The sequence below is a fragment of the Methanosarcina sp. DH2 genome, assembly GCF_020804225.1.
Classification (GTDB): Archaea; Halobacteriota; Methanosarcinia; order Methanosarcinales; family Methanosarcinaceae; genus Methanosarcina.
The window spans coordinates 54,277-72,975 of record NZ_WJBI01000016.1 but is presented as its reverse complement, the minus strand read 5'-3'; the positions used below and the strand labels follow the sequence as shown (position 1 = coordinate 72,975).

The following is an 18,699-nucleotide window of genomic DNA, read 5'->3' as shown; positions in this document are numbered from 1 at the left end:
TTCTGTAACGTTCTGACTTCGTTCTACAGGCTCTTCTGAATACTTTCACTCCGCCTCCTCTAGATATATATACCTGTGAAACATAGTGAAGCCACCGTTATGCACCTTATACAAACATGTGCATCCAGGAGAATTTGTAATGAGCGAAATAGCACTTGAAGATCTGCCAGGAGTTGGCCCTGCAACTGCAGAAAAACTCAAAGAAGCCGGATTTAATACCATTGAAGCAGTGGCGGTAGCCTCGCCTGCTGAACTTGCAAATACAGCCGAGATTGGGGAATCAACTGCCGCAAAAATCATCAATGCTGCAAGACAGGCTGCTGATATTGGGGGATTTGAGACCGGAGATATTGTGCTTGAAAGAAGGAAAATGGTAGGCAAACTGACTACCGGTTGTACGGAATTTGACGAAATGATGGGCGGGGGCATAGAAACACAGGCTATTACCGAACTGTATGGAGAATTCGGTTCCGGAAAGACCCAGGTGGCTCACCAGCTCGCAGTGAACGTCCAGATGGACAAGGAACACGGGGGCCTCGGCGGTTCCGTCATTATAATCGACACTGAAAACACCTTCAGGCCGGAAAGGATTACCCAGATGGTAAAGGGGCTTTCCGAGAAGTACGGAATGGAACTTAATCCTGAAGAATTTCTGCAGAATATCCATGTCGCCAGAGCATACAATTCCAATCACCAGATACTTCTTGTAGACTCTGCAACCGACCTGGCAAACGAGCTAAGGGAAATGGGCAAACCTGTTCGCCTGCTGATAGTTGACTCTCTTATGGCTCACTTCAGGGCTGAATATGTAGGAAGGGGAACTCTGGCAGACAGACAGCAGAAACTCAATAAACACATGCACGGCTTGCTTCGTTTCGGGGACTTATTCAATGCCTGTATAATTGTAACAAACCAGGTAATGTCAAAACCCGATGCCTTCTTCGGTGATCCCACAAGGCCTGTCGGAGGGCATATAGTCGGGCACACGGCAACTTTCAGGCTTTACCTGCGGAAGTCCAAAGGAGAAAAGAGAATTATCCGCCTGGTAGACTCACCCAACCTGCCAGAAGGGGAAGCTGTCGTTGCAGTCACCACAGCCGGAATTACTGATCAGTGAAAGTTCATTGAAAATTTATTGAAAATTCAGTAAAAGCTAAGGTCGGTTGAATTAAGATAAACAGAATTAAGTTAAGGATGTAAATTAAGGTAAAAATAGCCTTATACATCCAGACATATACTCAAAGAGCGATTAATGGGGGAAGCATTTTATCCCCCCATTCCCATCTTTTTTCAATGAAATTCAAAGCTATTGTTGTTGACATTGACGGGACAATTACCTGCGAGAACAGAGAACTCCATCTGGAAGCCGTCAAAAAAATCCGTTCCTTAAAAGTTCCGGTAGTTCTTGCCACAGGCAACATCCTATGTTATGCAAGGACAACATCAAGGCTTATCGGTCTGGACGGAGCTGTGATTGCTGAGAACGGAGGCGCTATTACTGTCCGCTATGATTTGAACGGCACTTTTGAAGAAAGCCTTGAAGAGTGTGAAAAAGCCTTCTCTTTCCTTTCCGAGTATTTCAAGCTTACAAAGCTCGATCCCATGTACCGCAAAACCGAAATTGCTCTCCGGCGGAACTTCGACATTGAAAAAGCCAGAGCTCTTCTGGAGACTCAGCCCTTCGAGGTCGAACTTGTTGATACCAAATACGCAATCCATGTCAAAAGTATCAGAATCAACAAAGGAATAGGGCTCCAGAAACTTGCAGAAATGATGGGACTCGAAGCTGAAGACTTTGTAGCAATAGGGGACTCAGCAAATGACGTAGAAATGTTTGAAGTTTCAGGTTTCGGGATCGCTGTTGCAAACGGGGACGAACAAATTAGAGAAGCTGCCAATTACGTGACAGAAGCACCGTTTGGGGATGGGGCTGTAGAAGCTATTGAATTTCTTGAATCAAACGGCTGGATTTAAAAATCACCAAATATGGAAATTCTTGATTTAACTCTTAGATATTTTACACATATTGGTATTACTCGTAGTTACTAAACAAATCTCTCAGCCCAAGGTCCCATTGTGCCCACATTTCTTTCCTATTATTGCTTCTCTTTAATACTTCAACAACAGTCGGATTGGGCTCTTTGAATATTACCGGATGATCCTCTTCCCCACGCTCTTTATTAACCGGCCAGGCAATTTTTTCTTCGTATATGGAAAACTGAGCGTCCACACCCGGTTTATTGCCTCTTGAATCCAATTTTACCCATCTATCTAAGTCCTTTAAATATATAGCGTTCAAGCCGTGCAGGACTTTCCTGTTAACTCCCTCCTGACCTGAACAAAGTTTCTGATAACAGAATCCAGCCGGTATACCGAAAAATCTTAGCATGGCTGCAAGCAGATGAGATTTTGCACAGCAGATTCCATGCCCGGACTCCAAAACCTCTGATGCCTTACAGGTAACTTCCTGTGCACCTATATCCCCTGAATGATCTATATCATCCCGGACAAACTCATAGATTTTCTTGATCAGGCTAATCTCATCTTCTTCCTCCATGCCTTTCTTTAATTCAAGGCACTTACTAACGATCAGCTCATGGTCGTAGTTTATAGCTTCACTCTTTTTGAGGTAGTCCTGAATATTATTGCTTTCAGCGTGCATATTACCCACCTGTCAATAATACTACAAATTCTATATGAGATTTAATCTGATAGGAAATTACTTTTTATTGATCTGGATATATAATAGATATAAAATACTGCTATTCTTCTACAATTGAAAATGGGGGCAATGGTATGGAAGAAGACGAAATCCAGACTATACAAAAAAATATTGAAAAAGATTTGTTCGATGAACAAAGCAAAATTCTGGATCGATTTTATTCACTGATAACTCTGACATTTACAACATTTGGTTTCACTATTACAGCCCTTAGTTTTTTTTTCGGGAGAGGACTTCCTCACATCCAGGGAGCTCTTCGTGCTTATCATATCGGTTTTTCTTTTTTTTGTCTATTTCTGGCTTTTTTAATTTCAATTACTAACGTGCTAGCAATATTTCACCACAGAAGGCTAGTAAAAAAGGATTACATGATAGGATATAGAGAGGGTAATGAACTGATAAATAATAATTTGGTATTATATCTCTCTATTGCAAGGCAAAAAAATTACTATGTAATTGCAATTGCTCTTATTGGACTTGGATTTACATCCTTCCTCAATCACTTTGCACAGCATCGTGGAATATCCATTACGCTTACTTCGGGATTTGTTTTAATAGTAATGCTGCTAATACGCAATTCTCGTAAGTATCTATCCTAATTACACAACAAAGATTAATCAATATAATATATCGGGAAATCACAAGAAGGTGAAAAAAGGAAAAAAAAGGAAAAAAAAGGAAAAAAAGGAGGATTTAAAGTTGCTGGAGTGAGTAAGAGGTTACTTTTTTCCCACTGTTCTACCGCTTTTTCTATGAAATTTAAGTTTAATACGACGGGAACTACTTTTAAGGAGCTTGCATTAAGGCATTAAAAGTTCGGCTTTGTAGAAATCCTCATGAATGACTAATTCCCATTAATTTAAACTGGATGTCTGATGTCTTCTTATCTATTTTTAGCCTCTTGAAGCTGGTATAGATGGTTTCTACAAAGCCGCTTTTTCCGATCTAAGATATTTACTTATTAACTGTGATATATCTAGACCTGGTTTCAGTACTCATGCTTTCTGAATTATTTACTGTTAAACTAACAGTAAATTGTCCTGTTTTATTGTATACATGTACGGGATTCTTTTCTGTTGAAGTATTTCCGTCTCCAAAAGCCCATGTCCATGAAGCTGGTGATCCGGTGCTGTTGTCAGTAAAACTGACATTAAGCGGTACAGACCCTGAAGTCGGAGATGCGGAAAAAGCAGCGACAAGGGAGTTTGAAACAGCAATATAGCCGGTTTTTGCCAACGTATTACTGCCGTTTGCATTACTTGTTGTCAATGTAACAGAATATAGTCCTGATTTATTGTATGTGTGTACAGGATTCTTTTCTGTTGTTGAATTACTTCCATCTCCAAAAGTCCATTTCCATGCAGTTGGTGCCCCTGTGCTCTGATCAGTAAAACTAACGGTGAGAGGCGCTTTTCCTGAAGTATGAGACGCAGAGAAATTAGTAACAGGAGTATTCAGAACACCTGAGACCGCAATATAGCTGGTTTTTGTCAATGCATTACTGCCGTTTTCATCACTTGCTGTCAATGTAACAGAATATAGTCCTGGTTTATTGAATGTGTGTACAGGATTTTTATCTGTTGTTGAATTACTTCCATCTCCAAAAGTCCATTTCCATGCAGTTGGCGCCCCTTTACTCTGATCAGTAAAACTAACGGTAAGAGGCGCTTTTCCTGAAGTAGGAGACGCAGAGAAGTTGATGACAGGAGAAACTAAAACGCTTGAGACAGCAACATAGCTGGATTTTGTCAACGTATTACTGCCGTTTGCATTGCTTGCTGTCAATGCAACAGTGTATCGTCCTGATTTATTGTATGTGTGTGCAGGATTTTTATCTGTTGTTGAATTACTTCCGTCTCCGAAAGTCCATTTCCATGCAGTTGGTGCCCCTGTGCTCTGGTCAGTGAAACTAACAGTTAAAGGCGCTTTTCCTGAAGCTGGAGATGCAGAGAATTTGGAAACCGGGGCATCTAAAACACTTGAGACAGCAACATAGCTGGATTTTGTCAACGTATTACTGCCGTTTGCATTGCTTGCTGTCAATGTAACAGTGTATCGTCCTGATTTATTGTATGTGTGTTCGGGATTCTTTTCTGTTGAATTACTTCCATCTCCAAAAGTCCATTTCCATGCAGTTGGTGCCCCTGTGCTCTGGTCAGTAAAACTAACAGTAAGAGGCATACTTCCTATAGTTGGAGTTGCTAAAAAGGCGGTGACAGGGACAATATAGTCTGGATTCGACATCACAATGCCGCTTTCAGAAATTACTTTTATATAGTTTGATTTTTGCACCCTATCACTGCCTCCCTCATTAGTTGTCGTTAAAGCAACAGTATAGTTCCCTGTTTTATTGTATGTGTGCACAGGATTCTTTTCTGTTGAATTACTTCCATCTCCAAAAGTCCATTTCCATGCAGTTGGTGCCCCTGTGCTCTGATCAGTAAAACTAACGGTAAGAGGCGCTTTTCCTGAAGTCTGAGACGCAGAGAAATTAGTAACAGGAGCATTTAAAACGCTTGAGACAGCAATATAGCTGGTTTTTGTCAATGCATTACTGCCGTTTGCACTACTCGTTGTCAATGTAACAGAGTATAGTCCTGATTCATTGTATGTGTGTACAGGATTTTTATCTGTTGTTGAATTACTTCCATCTCCAAAAGTCCATTTCCATGCAGTTGGTGCCCCTGTACTCTGGTCAGTAAAACTAACGGTGAGTGGTGCTCTTCCTGAAGTCTGAGACGCAGTGAATTTGGAAACAGGAATAGCTAAAACGCTTGAGACGGCAATATAGTTTGATTTTGTCAACGTATTACTGCCTTTTTCATTACTTGCTGTCAATTTAACGGAATAAAGCCCTGATTTATTGAATGTGTGTACAGAATTTTTATCTGCTGAATCGTTTCCATCTCCGAAAGACCATTTCCATGACGTTGGAGATCCTTTGCCCTGGCCTGTAAAATCAACAATAAGAGGCGCTTTTCCTGAAGTAGGAGAGGCAGAGAAGCTGGTGACAGGCCCATCTAAAACGTTTGAAACAATAATATAGCTGGATTTTGTCAATGTATTGCTGCCGTCTGCATTACTTGCTGTTAATCTAACAGAATATAATCCTGCTTTACTGTATGTGTGTACAGGGTTCTTCCCTGTTGAATGTGTGTCGTCTCCAAAAGTCCACTTCCATGACGTTGGAGATCCTGTACTCTGGTCAGTAAAACTAACAGTTAAAGGCGCTTTTCCTGAAGCTGGAGACGCAGAAAAAGCAGCAACAGGGGCTTCAAAACCATTTGAAACAGTAATATAGCTGGATTTTGTTACTGCACTCCTGTTCCCAGTTTCGTTTAATGTCAACGTAACAGAATATTTTCCTGATTTTTTATATATATGCTGAGGGCTCTTTTCCGTTGAATAAGTTCCATCTCCGAAAGTCCAGTTCCATGACGTTGGAGATCCTGTGCTCTGATCAGTAAAACTAACACTAAGCGGCGTTTTTCCTGAAGTCGGGGATGCAGAAAACACTGGCTGTGCCAGAACAGTTACTGTGGCAAATTTCGAATCAGTACCGTTTGTATTGTTCACTGTAAGCGTTATGTTGTAATTCCCTGCTCTGGAGTAAGTATGTGCCTGATTTTGCTGTGTTGAACCGGATCCATCTCCAAAGTTCCAGTTCCACCCATCCGCATTCTTCGAGAAATCCGTAAACTGGACAGAAAGAGGAGCATAACCGGATGTGGGATTGCTGCTGAAGTTTGCAACAGGAAGAGCTGGTTGTGCTGGGGGATGACTTATAAACTGACCGAAAGCAATAGGACTGGAACCTGTTTGTACCGTGGCTGCAACCTTATTTGTGGCTACGTCAATTACAGAGACAGTTTTTCCGAGACTATCGTCGTTGCCGGAGTTCGCTACATATACTTTTGTTCCATCCGGTGTAACTGCAATTCCGTAAGGATTTTTTCTGACACTAACAGTTGCTGCAACAGTGTTGTTTGCCGTATCAATCACAGAGACATTATTGCTGCCTGAGTTTGCCACATATACTTTTGTTCCATCCGGGCTGACTGCAATTCCCATAGGCCATTTTCCTACAGGCACTGTGGCTGTGACAGCGTTTGAACCCGTGTCAATTACAGAAATAGCATTATTTTCGCAATTCGCCACGTACAATTTTGTTCCCGCTGGATTGAATGTAACTCCACAAGGACCAAGTCCAACTTTCACAGTCGCCGTAACAGTGTTTGTGACTGTGTCAATTACAGAAACATTATTACTGTAGCGGTTCGTCACATATACTTTTGTTCCATCCGGTGTGACTGTAACCCCCAGAGGATTGGCTCCTACAGGCACCCTGGCTGTAACGGTGTTTGTGCCTGTGTCAATTACAGAGACGCTGTTGACGTCACGATTCGCCACATATACTTTTGTTCCATCCGATGTGACTGCAACTCCACAAGGACTGTATTTCTGTCCCACATCCACTGTGGCTGTAACCTCGTTTATGGCTGTGTCAATTACAGAAACAGTACCACTGTAGCCGTAGTTGGTGTTCGTCACATATATCCTTGTTCCATCCGGGCTGACTGCAATTCCGTAAGGATTTTTTCTGACATTTACAGTTGCTTCAACAGTGTTATTTGCTGTGTTAATTACAGAAACAGTGTTGCTGTTGAAGTTCGCAATATACGCATATGAAGGCGCAGGAGAACCTTTTGGTACAATATTTACTGTGGCAAGCTTTGAATCTGTGCCGTTTGAATTGCTTACTGTCAACCTAACAGTATAGATTCCTGTTGCAGAATAGGTATGCGTGGGATTCTGCTTTGTTGAACCGGATCCGTCTCCAAAGTCCCAGTTCCATTTGGTTGCATTCTCCGATAAATCTATAAACTGCACAGGTGCAGAAAGAAAAACATAATCTGATGTGATATTGCTGCTGAAGTTCGCTAAAGGATAAGCTGGTTGTACAGGGATAGAACCTATAAACTGGCCTGAAGCATAAGGACTGTTTCCTACGAGCATCGTGGCTGTAACAGTGTTGGTCTCAGTGTCAATTACAGAGACAGCGTTATAGGGGTTAATCGCTACATATACTTTTGTTCCGTCAGGTGTAACTGCAACTCCCATAGGATTGGGTCCTACAGGTATCGTGGCTGTAACTTTATTTGTAGAAATGTCAATTACAGAGACAGTGCTGAAATATTTACCATTATTAGTCACATATACCTTTGTTCCCTCCGAGTTGACTGCAACTCCAAAAGGAGCTCCCTCTACCTTCACTGTGTCTGTAATATTGTTTGTTGCCGTGTCAATTACAGAGATGCTGCCGCTATCGGAGTTCGCTACGTACACCTTAGTTCCATCTGGTGTAATCGTAATTTCTTTAGGACCTTTTCCTACTGATACCGTAGTTATAACAGCTTTTGTGGCAGTGTCAATTATAGAGACAGTTTTGTCTCCGTAATTTGTTACATATATCTTTTTTCCATCCGCACTTACTGCTACTCCAGTAGGACCTCTTCCTGTTTTCACTGTACTTACAACAGTATTTTTAGTGGTATCAATTACAGAAATATTGTTACTGGTTGGTTTTGTCACATATACCTGTTTCCCATTCGGGCTGACTGCAACCCCCTGAGGAGAACTTCCTACAGGTACAGTGGCTATAACATTATTTGTTGCCGTGTCAATTATAGATACATCGTTGCTATGAGAATTTACCACGTATACTTTTGTCCCATTCGGATTAATTACAGCTCCCATAGGATTAGATCCTACAGATATCGTAGCTGTAACTTTATCTGTAGTTGTGTCAATTACAGAGATATTGTCACTCTCTCCATTTGTAACGTATGCAAATGGGGAGGCACCTGCAATACTCACCAACATTAAAAAAGCAAGTGCCGTTACCCCCAAAGTCTTATTTAAGGCCTGCCCCCTAAATATTTTATTACATTTTGTTCCTTTCATTTTAGACCCCTAAGTATATGGATTACTAGATTGGATTATTAGATTGGATTATTAGATTGGATTATTAGATTGGATTATTGGATTGGATTATTAGACTGGATTATAGATTGGATTATTAGATTGGATTATTAAATTTGTTGAGAATTTTGAAAAATCTTGATATTTGAACGATTTTTATAACGAACAATATAATAATCCATGAAGTTAGAGCTTTATCGGGTTAAGTTGATTATCGCAACCGAGTGCGACTATTTAAATGATTAGGTGAAGAATATTTCGCCATAACGTGTAAAATAATTATAACTTAAATGATAATAATCTTTCTTCTGTTGGTTTTACAAATCCTCTAAATTCTGTTTTTTCTCAAAAATTTTATAAAAATTAGACTGTAAAAGTGACTCTTATTTTTCTTCCCCACAGAGCAGATTCAATTATATTTTTTATACCGTCAATAAGGAGTCTGGTGTTTTTTGCTCTTACAAATCCATTATTCTTCAGCTCTATGAATGCGTTTTCCCCCAAACGCATGAATAGTTCTTGTTCCGGCAATGCATTTTCCCCATTGTTCTGTCCCCTTTGAAATGAATAATTCGTCCCCGGGATTAAGAATAAACTCCTTATCATTTAATACTGTTGTATATTGCCCACTAACGCAAACCATGTACTCATCAAATTCGTGAGCATGTTTCCTGGAAATTCTGTCTGAATAACAGGTCCAGAAAGCCATCTGACTGCCATCTGCACCTTCGTAAAAGTAACCATCAATATCTTCAGTATTTTGCTCTTTACTGCTGATGTGATTACTTTTACTTTTCATAAACTCCGGAAAATCTTTCATGTCTAAAACCTCCCAGCATTTAAGTAATCTACATAATATCAAATCAATGCATGAATTGTAATGTCAAATCAAAAAACAACTCATAGAGAACTTTTATTCCTTGTTCGCAGGTTGAGGTAACATAAAGCAGTAATTGCAAGAATATCTTAATATTTTATGCTATTGATTTTCTATTTAACATAAACGCAGGTTTGTATTAACAAAAACAGTTCAGTAAGCATTTCAGTATATTTATTACTTTAGCAGACATCAAACTATTGAGGTGAACAAATGCCAGCAAGAAAAGTAAAGAATGATAATAAAGAAAAAGAACTAATGGAAAAACTAGAATCAATAAAAGAAAAAAGAGAAGATACAGCAGAACAAATAAACATAGAAGAGGAACCCGATGAAAGTAAAAGGCCTAAATAAACAGTATGTTACAAATTAACGTCAAAAAATACATGAACTTTATTTGACCAACAAGCAAATTTTTATTCAGGAGCTATTAATTTTTTTAAGAACATTTTGTACAAATTCGCGCTTAGCATTTACATAAGCCGTAACATCAGTTCTGAACTGTTCAGCTTAATCCCATTTTGAGTTCTCCATAAGCTTTCACAGCTTCCAGATGATCCCTTAAATAATTGCGAAAAGCAATATGCTCAAGATAACTTTTGCCATCTTGCGGACATACGTAAAGGTGGTAGGGTATAAAGTCATCTAAAAAGTTCTTTTAAAAGCCTCTCTGCCTTCAACACCCAGATTTCCTTCGTGTTCAAACCCAATTTTTGAAAGCCTGTCTTTTACAGCAGGAAAAATGTCATCCGAATCAATGACTACATCAATATCAATAATAGGCTTTGAGGCAAGACCATCAACCGCTGTGCTTCCAACGTGATCTACACTATTTACAAGGTCGCCAGCACAATCAACAATCATTGCTTTTATTTTTAAAAATTCGTTTTTCCATCTAGGGTCGTATGGCACAACTCTTACAATGCCTTTCATTTTCGCATCCATACTTACCGTTCCTGAATCCGAGATAGCCACGGAAAAGGCTTCTTTAAAAATCCAATTCACAGCTTAGTAGCTGTGATTGAAACCAGATTAAAGTAATTTCCACCCTCAGCTCCATCACTCCAATATCTCTACGGGCATAGTCATTATCACACGAAAGCCAGTCCTTCCAGGCTTCTTCTAACCACTTTAATTCCTTGCATTCTTTTATACTAAATGAATCAGAAGTTTTCCATAAATTATACCACCAGTCGCATGAGTGATAATTCATATCCTCAAACCAGTATGGCAATAATTCTGCCGGAGCCCCATGTGTAAATTCCTTTTTCAACTCCAGGACTGCAACTGCTATTTGTCCTCCTTTTTTTACAAGTGGGGCTAAATAGTTTTTTAAGTAACTCCCTTCAACTCCAAAATAGTGATAGGCATCCGCACATACAGCGACATCAAAACACTCGTGTGCAAATGGCAAATCATATGCTCCTGCATGTATTGGTATTATTTTATCTTCCAGACCCATTGACTTGATCCTTTCATAATTATCTGTTGCACTGATCCAGAGGTCAGCAGCAAAAACAGTAACCCCGTACTCTTTTGCTAAAAAGATTGAAGTTAATCCTCTCTCAGTCAGGGTCAAGTACCCGCATGCCTTTTTCAAGCTTTAATGATTCTGCCATCTCTTCAACAATTTTCATTGAATTCGGTCCTATCACGTTTTTTTTAACAAAAGCAGCATCATACTTACTGGATTTCATAAATACCACAATGACTATTATTGGACTAAATATAATATTATTCTATATATCTGGTCTTTATTTTTGCTCATTTCTCTTTCTTTATTTTTGCTCATTTCTCTTATTCCTTACGAAAAAAACCGCTCTCTTTCGTCGAGCATGACAAGAACGACTCGATATAGAGAATGACTCTATATGGGTCATAAAAATCCGGAATCCAGCCTTTTTGAGAAAACTCAATACTAAAAATCAGAATCAGTCTTCTTGAGCGAAACAAAGTGGAGCGAAAAGGACCACGCACTGTAGAGTCGTAACTCTGCCGTGATAAAAATAGTTAGTTACAGCGAATAGGCTGTACTGGTTAGAAATATTTAGAATTCAGTCATTTTCAGCAAGGATCACTACTATAAACCATAAATTAGTCCTCTTGAGCAGAACGAAGTGGAGCTAAAAGGACCTCGTACTGCTGCGATTACATCGTAACTCCCAGAAAATCTCTGATTTCCTGTGACCCCGAAGCGAAATTCGGAGAGTAAATAGACTGAAAGGAAAGTAAAAGATCTTTCCTTCCATTTTTCAATTATGACCTTGCTTTCATTTTGTCTACAATAATATAGTCTTTAATGGCGCTTACGGAATCAAAAGGAATCAGGATATAGTTATCCTCTTTTTTGTATCTCGATACATCAAAGGTTGGATTGGGAGTAACCATAAGGTCAATAATATGCCCTCCTTTGATTTCGACTACAATATTGCTCAGCGTTCCTATCTCCGTTCCGTCGGTAGCCATCACCTGCTTATTGAAGAGGAGGTTTCTTGCAAATACTTTAGACATTCTGATCTTGTCTCCGTGCTCAGTGTTATGCGGGATTTGGGTAAAGCTGGCTTTTCAGTTTAAATACTTTTACTTTTAATATTTTATTCAATTTGAAGCTATCTTCTTTATAAACTCTTCCCTTTTAAGAGTTACTCATTTAAATTCTTACCTGTATCCCACAAGTCCAGCTGTCTCGACCGGTCTCTGACCTCCTTTAAACTGCTCCTCTATCTTCTCATAGAACTGAGCGATGTTTTCGTTAATTGTGGGTTTTACTTTCTTAAGGGCTTCTCTGAAGTGCCTCATTTCAATCGTTTCTACATCGAAGTTCTCTCTGAGGGCAAACATGACAGCTTCTCTGCATACCGCTTCTATATCGGCACCCACATATCCTTCTGTTATGCCGGCAAGGTTCTCAAGATCTACGTCCTCTGCAAGAGGCGTATTCTTTGTGTGGATCTTAAAGATCCTTATCCTGCCATTACGGTCAGGTGACCCAACGTAAACCAGCCTGTCAAAACGTCCTGGTCGCAGGATTGCAGGGTCAAGTAGATTAGGGCGGTTGGTTGCGGCAATTATGACCACATCTTTGAGAGTCTCAAGCCCGTCCATTTCGGCCAGTAGCTGGTTAAGTACTCTTTCCGAAGTCCGGCTGTCCGTAGATTCCATGCCCTGCATAGCAGCGATGGAGTCGATCTCATCAAAGAAGACAACACAGGGAGCAACCTGCCTTGCTTTCTTAAAGGTTTCCCGTATTGCTTTTTCCGATTCTCCAAGCCACTTTGAAAACATTTCCGGCCCTTTAACGCTTATGAAATTGGCGTGTGATTCCTTGGCAACAGCCTGCGCTATCAGGGTTTTTCCCGTCCCGGGCGGGCCGTAAAGTAGGATTCCCTTTGGAGCTTTTATGCCCATCTGGACAAACTTCTCCGGGTTTTTAATAGGCCATTCGACGGCTTCAATGATCGAATGCTTCGCTTCGGCCAGGCCTCCTACATCGTCCCAGCTAACCGAAGGTACCTCAACAAAGATTTCTCTCAGAGCTGAAGGTTCGGCTTCCATCAGGGCGTCTTCAAAGTTCTTTTTAGTTACAACAATCTTTTCCAGCCGTTCAGGAGGAATTGTTTCTTTTTCGAGGTCAAGGTCAGGCAGGCTTTCTCTCAGGCAGCGCATTGCCGCTTCCTGCACGAGAGCCAGGAGATCTGCACCCACAAAGCCCTGCGTCCTCTCAGCCAGGTACATAAGGTACAGGTTTTGCTTCTCTTTCTTTTCTCTCTCTATGGCACCTTCATCGACTTCGATTTCAGCTTCGATTCCAGTTCCTGCTTCAGTTTCGGTCCCTGTTATCCTGGTTTCTTCGTCTTTCTCAATTGGCATACCCCGTGTGTGAATCTGCAGGATCTCGTACCTGTCTTTGGTGTCCGGCACTCCAATATGGATTTCCCGATCAAAACGGCCGGGCCTCCTGAGTGCGGGGTCGATTGCATCCACACGGTTGGTAGCCCCAATTACCACGACTTGCCCTCTTTCCTCCATCCCGTCAAGAAGGGTCAGGAGCTGGGCAACCACTCGCCTTTCCACTTCCCCTGTTACGTTTTCCCTTTTAGGGGCAATGGAGTCGATTTCATCAATGAAAATAACCGATGGTGCGTCCTGGGTTGCTTCTTCGAAAATCTTTCTTAACCTTTCCTCACTTTCCCCGTAGAACTTTCCTACTATTTCGGGGCCGGCAATGTAATGGAAGCTTGCCCCGGATTCGTTTGCCACGGCTTTTGCAATCAGGGTCTTTCCGGTTCCGGGTGGGCCGTAGAGAATAACTCCCTTTGGAGGCTCTATGTTAAGGTGGGCAAAGAGCTCAGGATGTTTCATGGGCATCTCTATCATTTCCCGGACACGCATGATTTCCTGTCCAAGACCTCCGATGTCTTCGTAGGTGGTGACGCCTCTAGTTGCTTTTTCGTAGCCCTGTACCGGCTTTTTCCGGAGCTCAATATTTGTGGATTCCGTGATCAGGACAATGGTGTTTGCAGGGTCAGTCTCAACAGCAACCAGGGGAATTACCTGGCTTGTTGTCAGAGACTCGGTCATTGGCTGAGACATTGAGTTTATAATCGGAATTATGTCTCCCCTGAACACAGGCCTTTTCAGGATATGCCGTTTTATGATCTCATTTGCATGTTCCCCAAACTGTAGTTCAGGTCCACCCTGAGTCATGCTTTCCGGAAGCGCTAGAATTAGCTTTTTTGCTTCCGGGGCTTCGACCTTTTTAATGGTCACTTTCTCCCCTATGGAAACCCCGGCGTTTTGCCGGATAAAGTTATCAATGCGCACGATTCCCTGTTCCCAATCCTGCCTGTCTGCTCTCCACACCTTTGCTGTGGTCTTTTTCTTCCCCCTTATCTCCACAATGTCACCGGGAGAGAGCTGAAGTTTCAGTAGTGCCGTAGGGTCAAGCCGGATAATTCCTCTTCCAAGGTCAATAGGATATGCCTTTTCAACCTTCAACTGTATTTCTTCCATGGATCATCCCGAAAATAGTTGTCTTTTTGATTGTAATTTTATCTGTAATGACATAAAATGAAAGGATATCGGGTTTTTCCCGAAATTTCCGGATCGAATAGTCCTTAACTGCCTGTTTTTTATGGATCGAGTAATTCTTAATTATCTGCTTTCTATATTAGATGCTCTTTTTATTTTAATGCCTGTCATCCGGGAAAATTTGTCCCGTATATGAATTTACCCTGGAACATACCAGAAATAGCATCTACTGTCCGTAAGCTCTCAATCTGGCAATATAGAGCTATTTTCGTTTTTACCCTTCCGGAAAGTGCACTTTTGCGAGTTTTAGGCGCTTTAATGTTCAAATGTCTGAATATTCAGGCGCCGGACAATTCCCTATCATATTTTTACACTCAAGTATTTATATTGTAATGTCCGGAAGGTAAGTTTCTTATATTCTCCATTTATTTAATAAGTTTGCCCTTCTCTATGTTTTCTCTGGAAGGTTAATATATTTACAGCTTCTGTGTATAAAACTGTTTAACACGACCTGAATTAAGCTTTCAGACCTTATAGATCTTATTGATCTTATTATTCAGGCATTCTTATGAACCATAATTCAAATTAAATCCCTAACTAAGATAACTTAATTTATAACAGAGTTTCTAACAGAATTTATAACCGAATTCCATCTAATTCATAATTTCAGGAACTGAGAGCATGGACCTTGAAAAAGCACAGAACGGGATTATTGATTTTATCCGGAATGAAACTGGTAAAGCAGGTGTAAACGGAGTAGTTGTTGGCATTAGCGGGGGAATCGACTCCGCGCTTACCGCAACGCTTGCTGTAAAAGCTCTCGGAAAAGACAGGGTTCTTGGCATTCATATGCCAGAAAGTAGCCTTACTCCTGCAGCTGATAGTGAAGATGCGAAAACTCTTGCAGACTGGCTCGGGATTGAGTACAGGACAATTGACATCTCAGGCGTTATTTCAGCTTTCATGGCTGCAGTTCCGGAGAGTGAATCTGCAGACCGGTTAACCAGAGGCAACCTGAAAGCAAGAACCCGGATGGCCCTTCTTTATTTCCACGCAAACCAGCTGAACCGCATGGTCATCGGGACCGGAAACAAAACCGAAATCCTTCTTGGCTACTACACGAAGTATGGGGACGGAGGGGTCGACCTTGAACCTATAGGCGGGCTTTATAAGACCAAGGTATGGGAGCTTTCCGGCAGGCTTGGGATTCCGGAACCTCTCATTACTAAAAAACCGTCTGCGGGATTGTGGGCAGGTCAGACCGATGAAGCAGAACTTGGTATTTCTTACGTGAAGGTCGATGAGGTGCTCAGAATGCTTGAAGAAGGCGCAGAACCGGATAAAATTTTGAATAATATCGGAATTTCTGCTGAACAGCTCAGCTCTGTTAACAGACGCATCGAGAGAAACGAACATAAAAGAAAAGCTCCGCCTGTGCCGGAACTGTACTGAACTTACCGGATTGAGGGAAACAGGCACAGGTGCTGAAATAAGTATGGAGTATAGTAGAACCTGCGGGCTGGCTTTACAAACCTGAGCAGTTTAAGTCTGTAGCATCTGAGCAGTTTAAGTCTGTAGCATCCGGGAAATTTAAGTCTGCAGCTTTTTCCTTTATCGGGCAGGATAAAGCCTTATATCCAGGTGTTTTTCTCTTGCCAGCGGCTTTGCGAGGTGTCTCCTGGCACAGGGGGGTACTTCATAGAGTCCTGGTTCAAGGTCTCTTTCTGCTTCACACCTGATTTTTAAAAGAGATTGAGCCTGCGTCCTGCATTTTTTGCAACGGAACCCCTGTCCCTGCCCTGCGGATTTCATGTGTTTTCCGCATTCAGGGCACTTTGGGTTCTCTTCCGTGTAAAGGGGAGCAAGAGCTTTAATCTCTATTTTTTCAATATTCAGGGTTCCGGTAGTGACACTTCCTGAAAGGACGACCCGGTCTCCAGGCACCAGTTTTCGGATAAGTGACCTGAAATTCTTTGTTGGCTCGAAGGCTGCACAGTCGATTTCGCCTTCCTCCAGGTCACGGACAGCAAAAATAACGTGTCCTCCTTCAATGGTCTTCGGGACTGCCGAGACTGTACTTTCAAGTCTATAAGAATGCATATCCCTGATTTCAGCAATCTTCTGTGCTGTCAGGAGGTGCATGTCCGTTCCCTGGTTTGTCCTGTATACGGTAAAGCGCTCAACAGGCTCTGCCCGGATCAGGGCTGCAGCTTTATTAACTATCTCAGGGCTTTCTCCTCTTATCCCGAATAATACCGGGTCTGCTGAGTGAGGCACGCAGACTACGAGCCTGTTTGTAAGATCTACCGTATCCCAGGTTTCTGGGTACGTCTGCCTGTCAGCCTCAAAAAAACTTTCCTTATCAACATCGCGTGGAGTTCCCCATTTTTCCTTCTGTCTGTACGCCAGATGCTCGAAAGTACAGTCCCACCCCTCAGGGTTCAGCATTGCCCCGCAGGCTGCAAGAGCGCCTATAAGTCCCCTTCCGTTCTTGAAGCTTCTCGAGATAATCCCCAGTTCAGCGATCAGGTTCTTTGCTTTCTCTATTTCGATTACTTCCTTTACAGCCTCTTCCAGAAAACTCATGAGGACGGACTTCAGGTTTTCGTAATCTTTTTCCTGAATAAATACGGCTCCCGGATTGGTTTTTTCGCATTCCATGCGTGCAAGCTCTTCTATTCTGGATGTTACATGTGCAATCACCCTTTCAGGGCAGGCAGTTTTAAGTTTCAGGGCTACTGCTGCGTTCCCTCTTGTCTTATAGGGAATGGTAGGGTTCAGGCGCACAAGGAGGGGTAAAGCTTCTACAGTACCGTATTCCTGCAGTTCTTCCAGCAGCAGTGCTCCCAGATATGTAGTGCACATGCCTTCGTTTGAGTCCGTATCGTCAATTCCGATGATCATTTTTTTCCGTATCCAGTTTTCTACCTTGATATTTCTGCAATTCCGGAGCGGGGATACCTTAGTTTTCGGGATTCTCCGGCTTGTTTTCTCCCCGTAAACATTATCTATGTTGGAGAAACGTATATATAGATGTTCAATCAGAGATTGATGTTGGAATGACAAAAGAGGTTCTCATACATCAAATTATTGATGTATTGTCGCGTGCGGGTTTTGCACTCTCTGACAGATGTAATATACGTCCCAGGAGCTTTGACGTTGCCGCACGTAAAGATGAAACACTATTACTTTGCAAGGTTTTATTTAATATTGACGGCCTGAATGAAGAAACAGCAAGGGAAATGAAATATCTTGCTGAGTATCTCGGAGGTTCCGCTATTGTTGTTGGAGCTAAGACAAGAGACCAGCTGCTTGAAGACAGTGTTGTCTACATGCGCTACGATATCCTTGCCCTGAGTGTCCAGACTCTCCATGATTATTTTGTCGAAAATATCCAGCCTCTGGTTTCAGCAGCACCCGGAGGGCTTTATGTTTCAATAGAAGGAGATCTCCTTAAAAAGGCAAGGACAGATCAGTCCATGTCCTTGGGAACCCTGGCTTCCATGGTAGGGGTTTCAAGAAGGACTATCAGCAAATACGAAGAAGAAGGTATGGACGCGTCCATTGATGTCGTACTCCAGCTTGAGGACATTTTCGGAGTTGAACTGGCAAGGCCCATAAATATCTTGAAATCCTGCGGGAGCAGAAAACCGAGAAAGAAGGCAGAGCCTGAAAAGGAAGAATCACAGGTAAAACATAATATGCTTTTGCCTGAAGAGCTGATCCTGAATACGATTTCAATGCTCGGATATGACGTCCTTCACACTGCGCAGGCACCTTTCAAGGCTATCTCACGGGACAAGTCTTCAGTTATTCTTACAGGAGTCAGCGAGTTCAACACAACAGTAATCAAACGGGCTCATTTGATGAGCAGCATTTCCTGCATTACGGAAACTCAGTCCGTGTTCATCATTAACGGGCGTTCCAAGCTGAAATCAGTCGAAAATACGGTACTGATAGAAAAGAAAGAATTAGACAATATAAGTGATTCTCAGGAACTTCTTGATTTCATAGAGGAGCGCAAGGAAACCCGGAGTGGCGCTTAAGCTTCTCTTTTCTCTTCTCTTAACTAACCGGAGCCTGAAAT

16 protein-coding genes are annotated in these 18,699 nt (G+C 41.8%); 6 read left to right on the top strand and 10 right to left on the bottom strand.

Annotated elements, in window-relative coordinates:
* Positions 1-139 precede the first annotated feature (139 nt).
* Positions 140-1,117: a DNA repair and recombination protein RadA gene (radA, locus tag FXV91_RS15745; RefSeq protein ID WP_229391631.1), complete on the top strand. Its 978-nt coding sequence runs from the start codon at positions 140-142 to the stop codon at positions 1,115-1,117.
* A gap of 176 nt (positions 1,118-1,293) precedes the next feature.
* Entirely contained in the window at positions 1,294-1,974 is a 681-nt protein-coding gene (locus tag FXV91_RS15740) for a phosphoglycolate phosphatase (RefSeq protein WP_229391630.1), read from the top strand.
* 58 nt (positions 1,975-2,032) lie between these two features.
* On the opposite strand, the gene FXV91_RS15735 is transcribed toward FXV91_RS15740, so the two are convergent.
* Positions 2,033-2,662, bottom strand: coding sequence for a transglutaminase family protein (locus tag FXV91_RS15735; RefSeq protein ID WP_229391629.1), 630 nt, complete (start codon positions 2,660-2,662; stop codon positions 2,033-2,035).
* Between the two features lie 134 nt (positions 2,663-2,796).
* Here FXV91_RS15735 and FXV91_RS15730 point away from each other — a divergent pair, with 134 nt between their 5' ends.
* Positions 2,797-3,321: a hypothetical protein gene (locus FXV91_RS15730; RefSeq protein WP_229391628.1), complete on the top strand. Its 525-nt coding sequence runs from the start codon at positions 2,797-2,799 to the stop codon at positions 3,319-3,321.
* A gap of 355 nt (positions 3,322-3,676) precedes the next feature.
* Here the strand turns inward: FXV91_RS15730 and FXV91_RS15725 are convergent, their stop codons facing one another.
* A complete protein-coding gene (locus FXV91_RS15725) occupies positions 3,677-8,632 on the bottom strand; it encodes a PKD domain-containing protein (protein WP_229391627.1) in 4,956 nt (1,651 codons plus the stop codon).
* Positions 8,633-9,173: 541 nt separating this feature from the next.
* Positions 9,174-9,524, bottom strand: coding sequence for a cupin (locus FXV91_RS15720; RefSeq protein ID WP_229391626.1), 351 nt, complete (start codon positions 9,522-9,524; stop codon positions 9,174-9,176).
* A gap of 270 nt (positions 9,525-9,794) precedes the next feature.
* On the opposite strand from FXV91_RS15720, the gene FXV91_RS15715 reads away from it, so the two are divergent.
* Positions 9,795-9,935, top strand: a complete 141-nt coding sequence (locus tag FXV91_RS15715; RefSeq protein ID WP_229391625.1) for a hypothetical protein — start codon at positions 9,795-9,797, stop codon at positions 9,933-9,935.
* A gap of 151 nt (positions 9,936-10,086) precedes the next feature.
* Here FXV91_RS15715 and FXV91_RS19975 read toward each other — a convergent pair whose 3' ends face one another.
* The 6 genes from FXV91_RS19975 to FXV91_RS15695 all read right to left on the bottom strand — a co-directional run bounded on the left by FXV91_RS19975 (position 10,087) and on the right by FXV91_RS15695 (position 14,594).
* Complete coding sequence (locus tag FXV91_RS19975; protein WP_345945531.1) at positions 10,087-10,164, bottom strand: hypothetical protein; 78 nt, start codon at positions 10,162-10,164, stop codon at positions 10,087-10,089.
* A gap of 62 nt (positions 10,165-10,226) precedes the next feature.
* A complete protein-coding gene (locus FXV91_RS19970) occupies positions 10,227-10,586 on the bottom strand; it encodes a GrpB family protein (RefSeq protein ID WP_345945530.1) in 360 nt (119 codons plus the stop codon).
* Positions 10,570-11,160, bottom strand: a complete 591-nt coding sequence (locus FXV91_RS15705; protein WP_229391624.1) for a methyltransferase domain-containing protein — start codon at positions 11,158-11,160, stop codon at positions 10,570-10,572. Before FXV91_RS15705 ends, FXV91_RS19970 begins: the two co-directional genes overlap by 17 nt.
* Entirely contained in the window at positions 11,147-11,278 is a 132-nt protein-coding gene (locus tag FXV91_RS19965; RefSeq protein ID WP_255680659.1) for a hypothetical protein, read from the bottom strand. Before FXV91_RS19965 ends, FXV91_RS15705 begins: the two co-directional genes overlap by 14 nt.
* 559 nt (positions 11,279-11,837) lie before the next feature.
* On the bottom strand, positions 11,838-12,092 hold the full coding sequence (locus FXV91_RS15700) for a PRC-barrel domain-containing protein (RefSeq protein ID WP_229391623.1): 255 nt from the start codon (positions 12,090-12,092) through the stop codon (positions 11,838-11,840).
* Between the two features lie 147 nt (positions 12,093-12,239).
* Positions 12,240-14,594 carry a CDC48 family AAA ATPase gene (locus FXV91_RS15695; protein WP_229391622.1) on the bottom strand — a complete coding sequence of 785 codons (2,355 nt, stop codon included), beginning with the start codon at positions 14,592-14,594 and terminating at the stop codon, positions 12,240-12,242.
* 699 nt (positions 14,595-15,293) lie between these two features.
* Here FXV91_RS15695 and FXV91_RS15690 point away from each other — a divergent pair.
* Positions 15,294-16,064, top strand: a complete 771-nt coding sequence (locus tag FXV91_RS15690; protein ID WP_229391621.1) for an NAD+ synthase — start codon at positions 15,294-15,296, stop codon at positions 16,062-16,064.
* A 159-nt stretch (positions 16,065-16,223) separates the two neighbouring features.
* On the opposite strand, the gene FXV91_RS15685 is transcribed toward FXV91_RS15690, so the two are convergent.
* Positions 16,224-17,516, bottom strand: coding sequence for a tRNA(Ile)(2)-agmatinylcytidine synthase (locus tag FXV91_RS15685; RefSeq protein ID WP_229391620.1), 1,293 nt, complete (start codon positions 17,514-17,516; stop codon positions 16,224-16,226).
* Between the two features lie 155 nt (positions 17,517-17,671).
* On the opposite strand from FXV91_RS15685, the gene FXV91_RS15680 reads away from it, so the two are divergent.
* Positions 17,672-18,658 (top strand): transcriptional regulator, encoded by a 987-nt coding sequence (locus tag FXV91_RS15680; protein WP_229391619.1) that lies wholly within the window; start codon positions 17,672-17,674, stop codon positions 18,656-18,658.
* Positions 18,659-18,699: the final 41 nt, after the last annotated feature.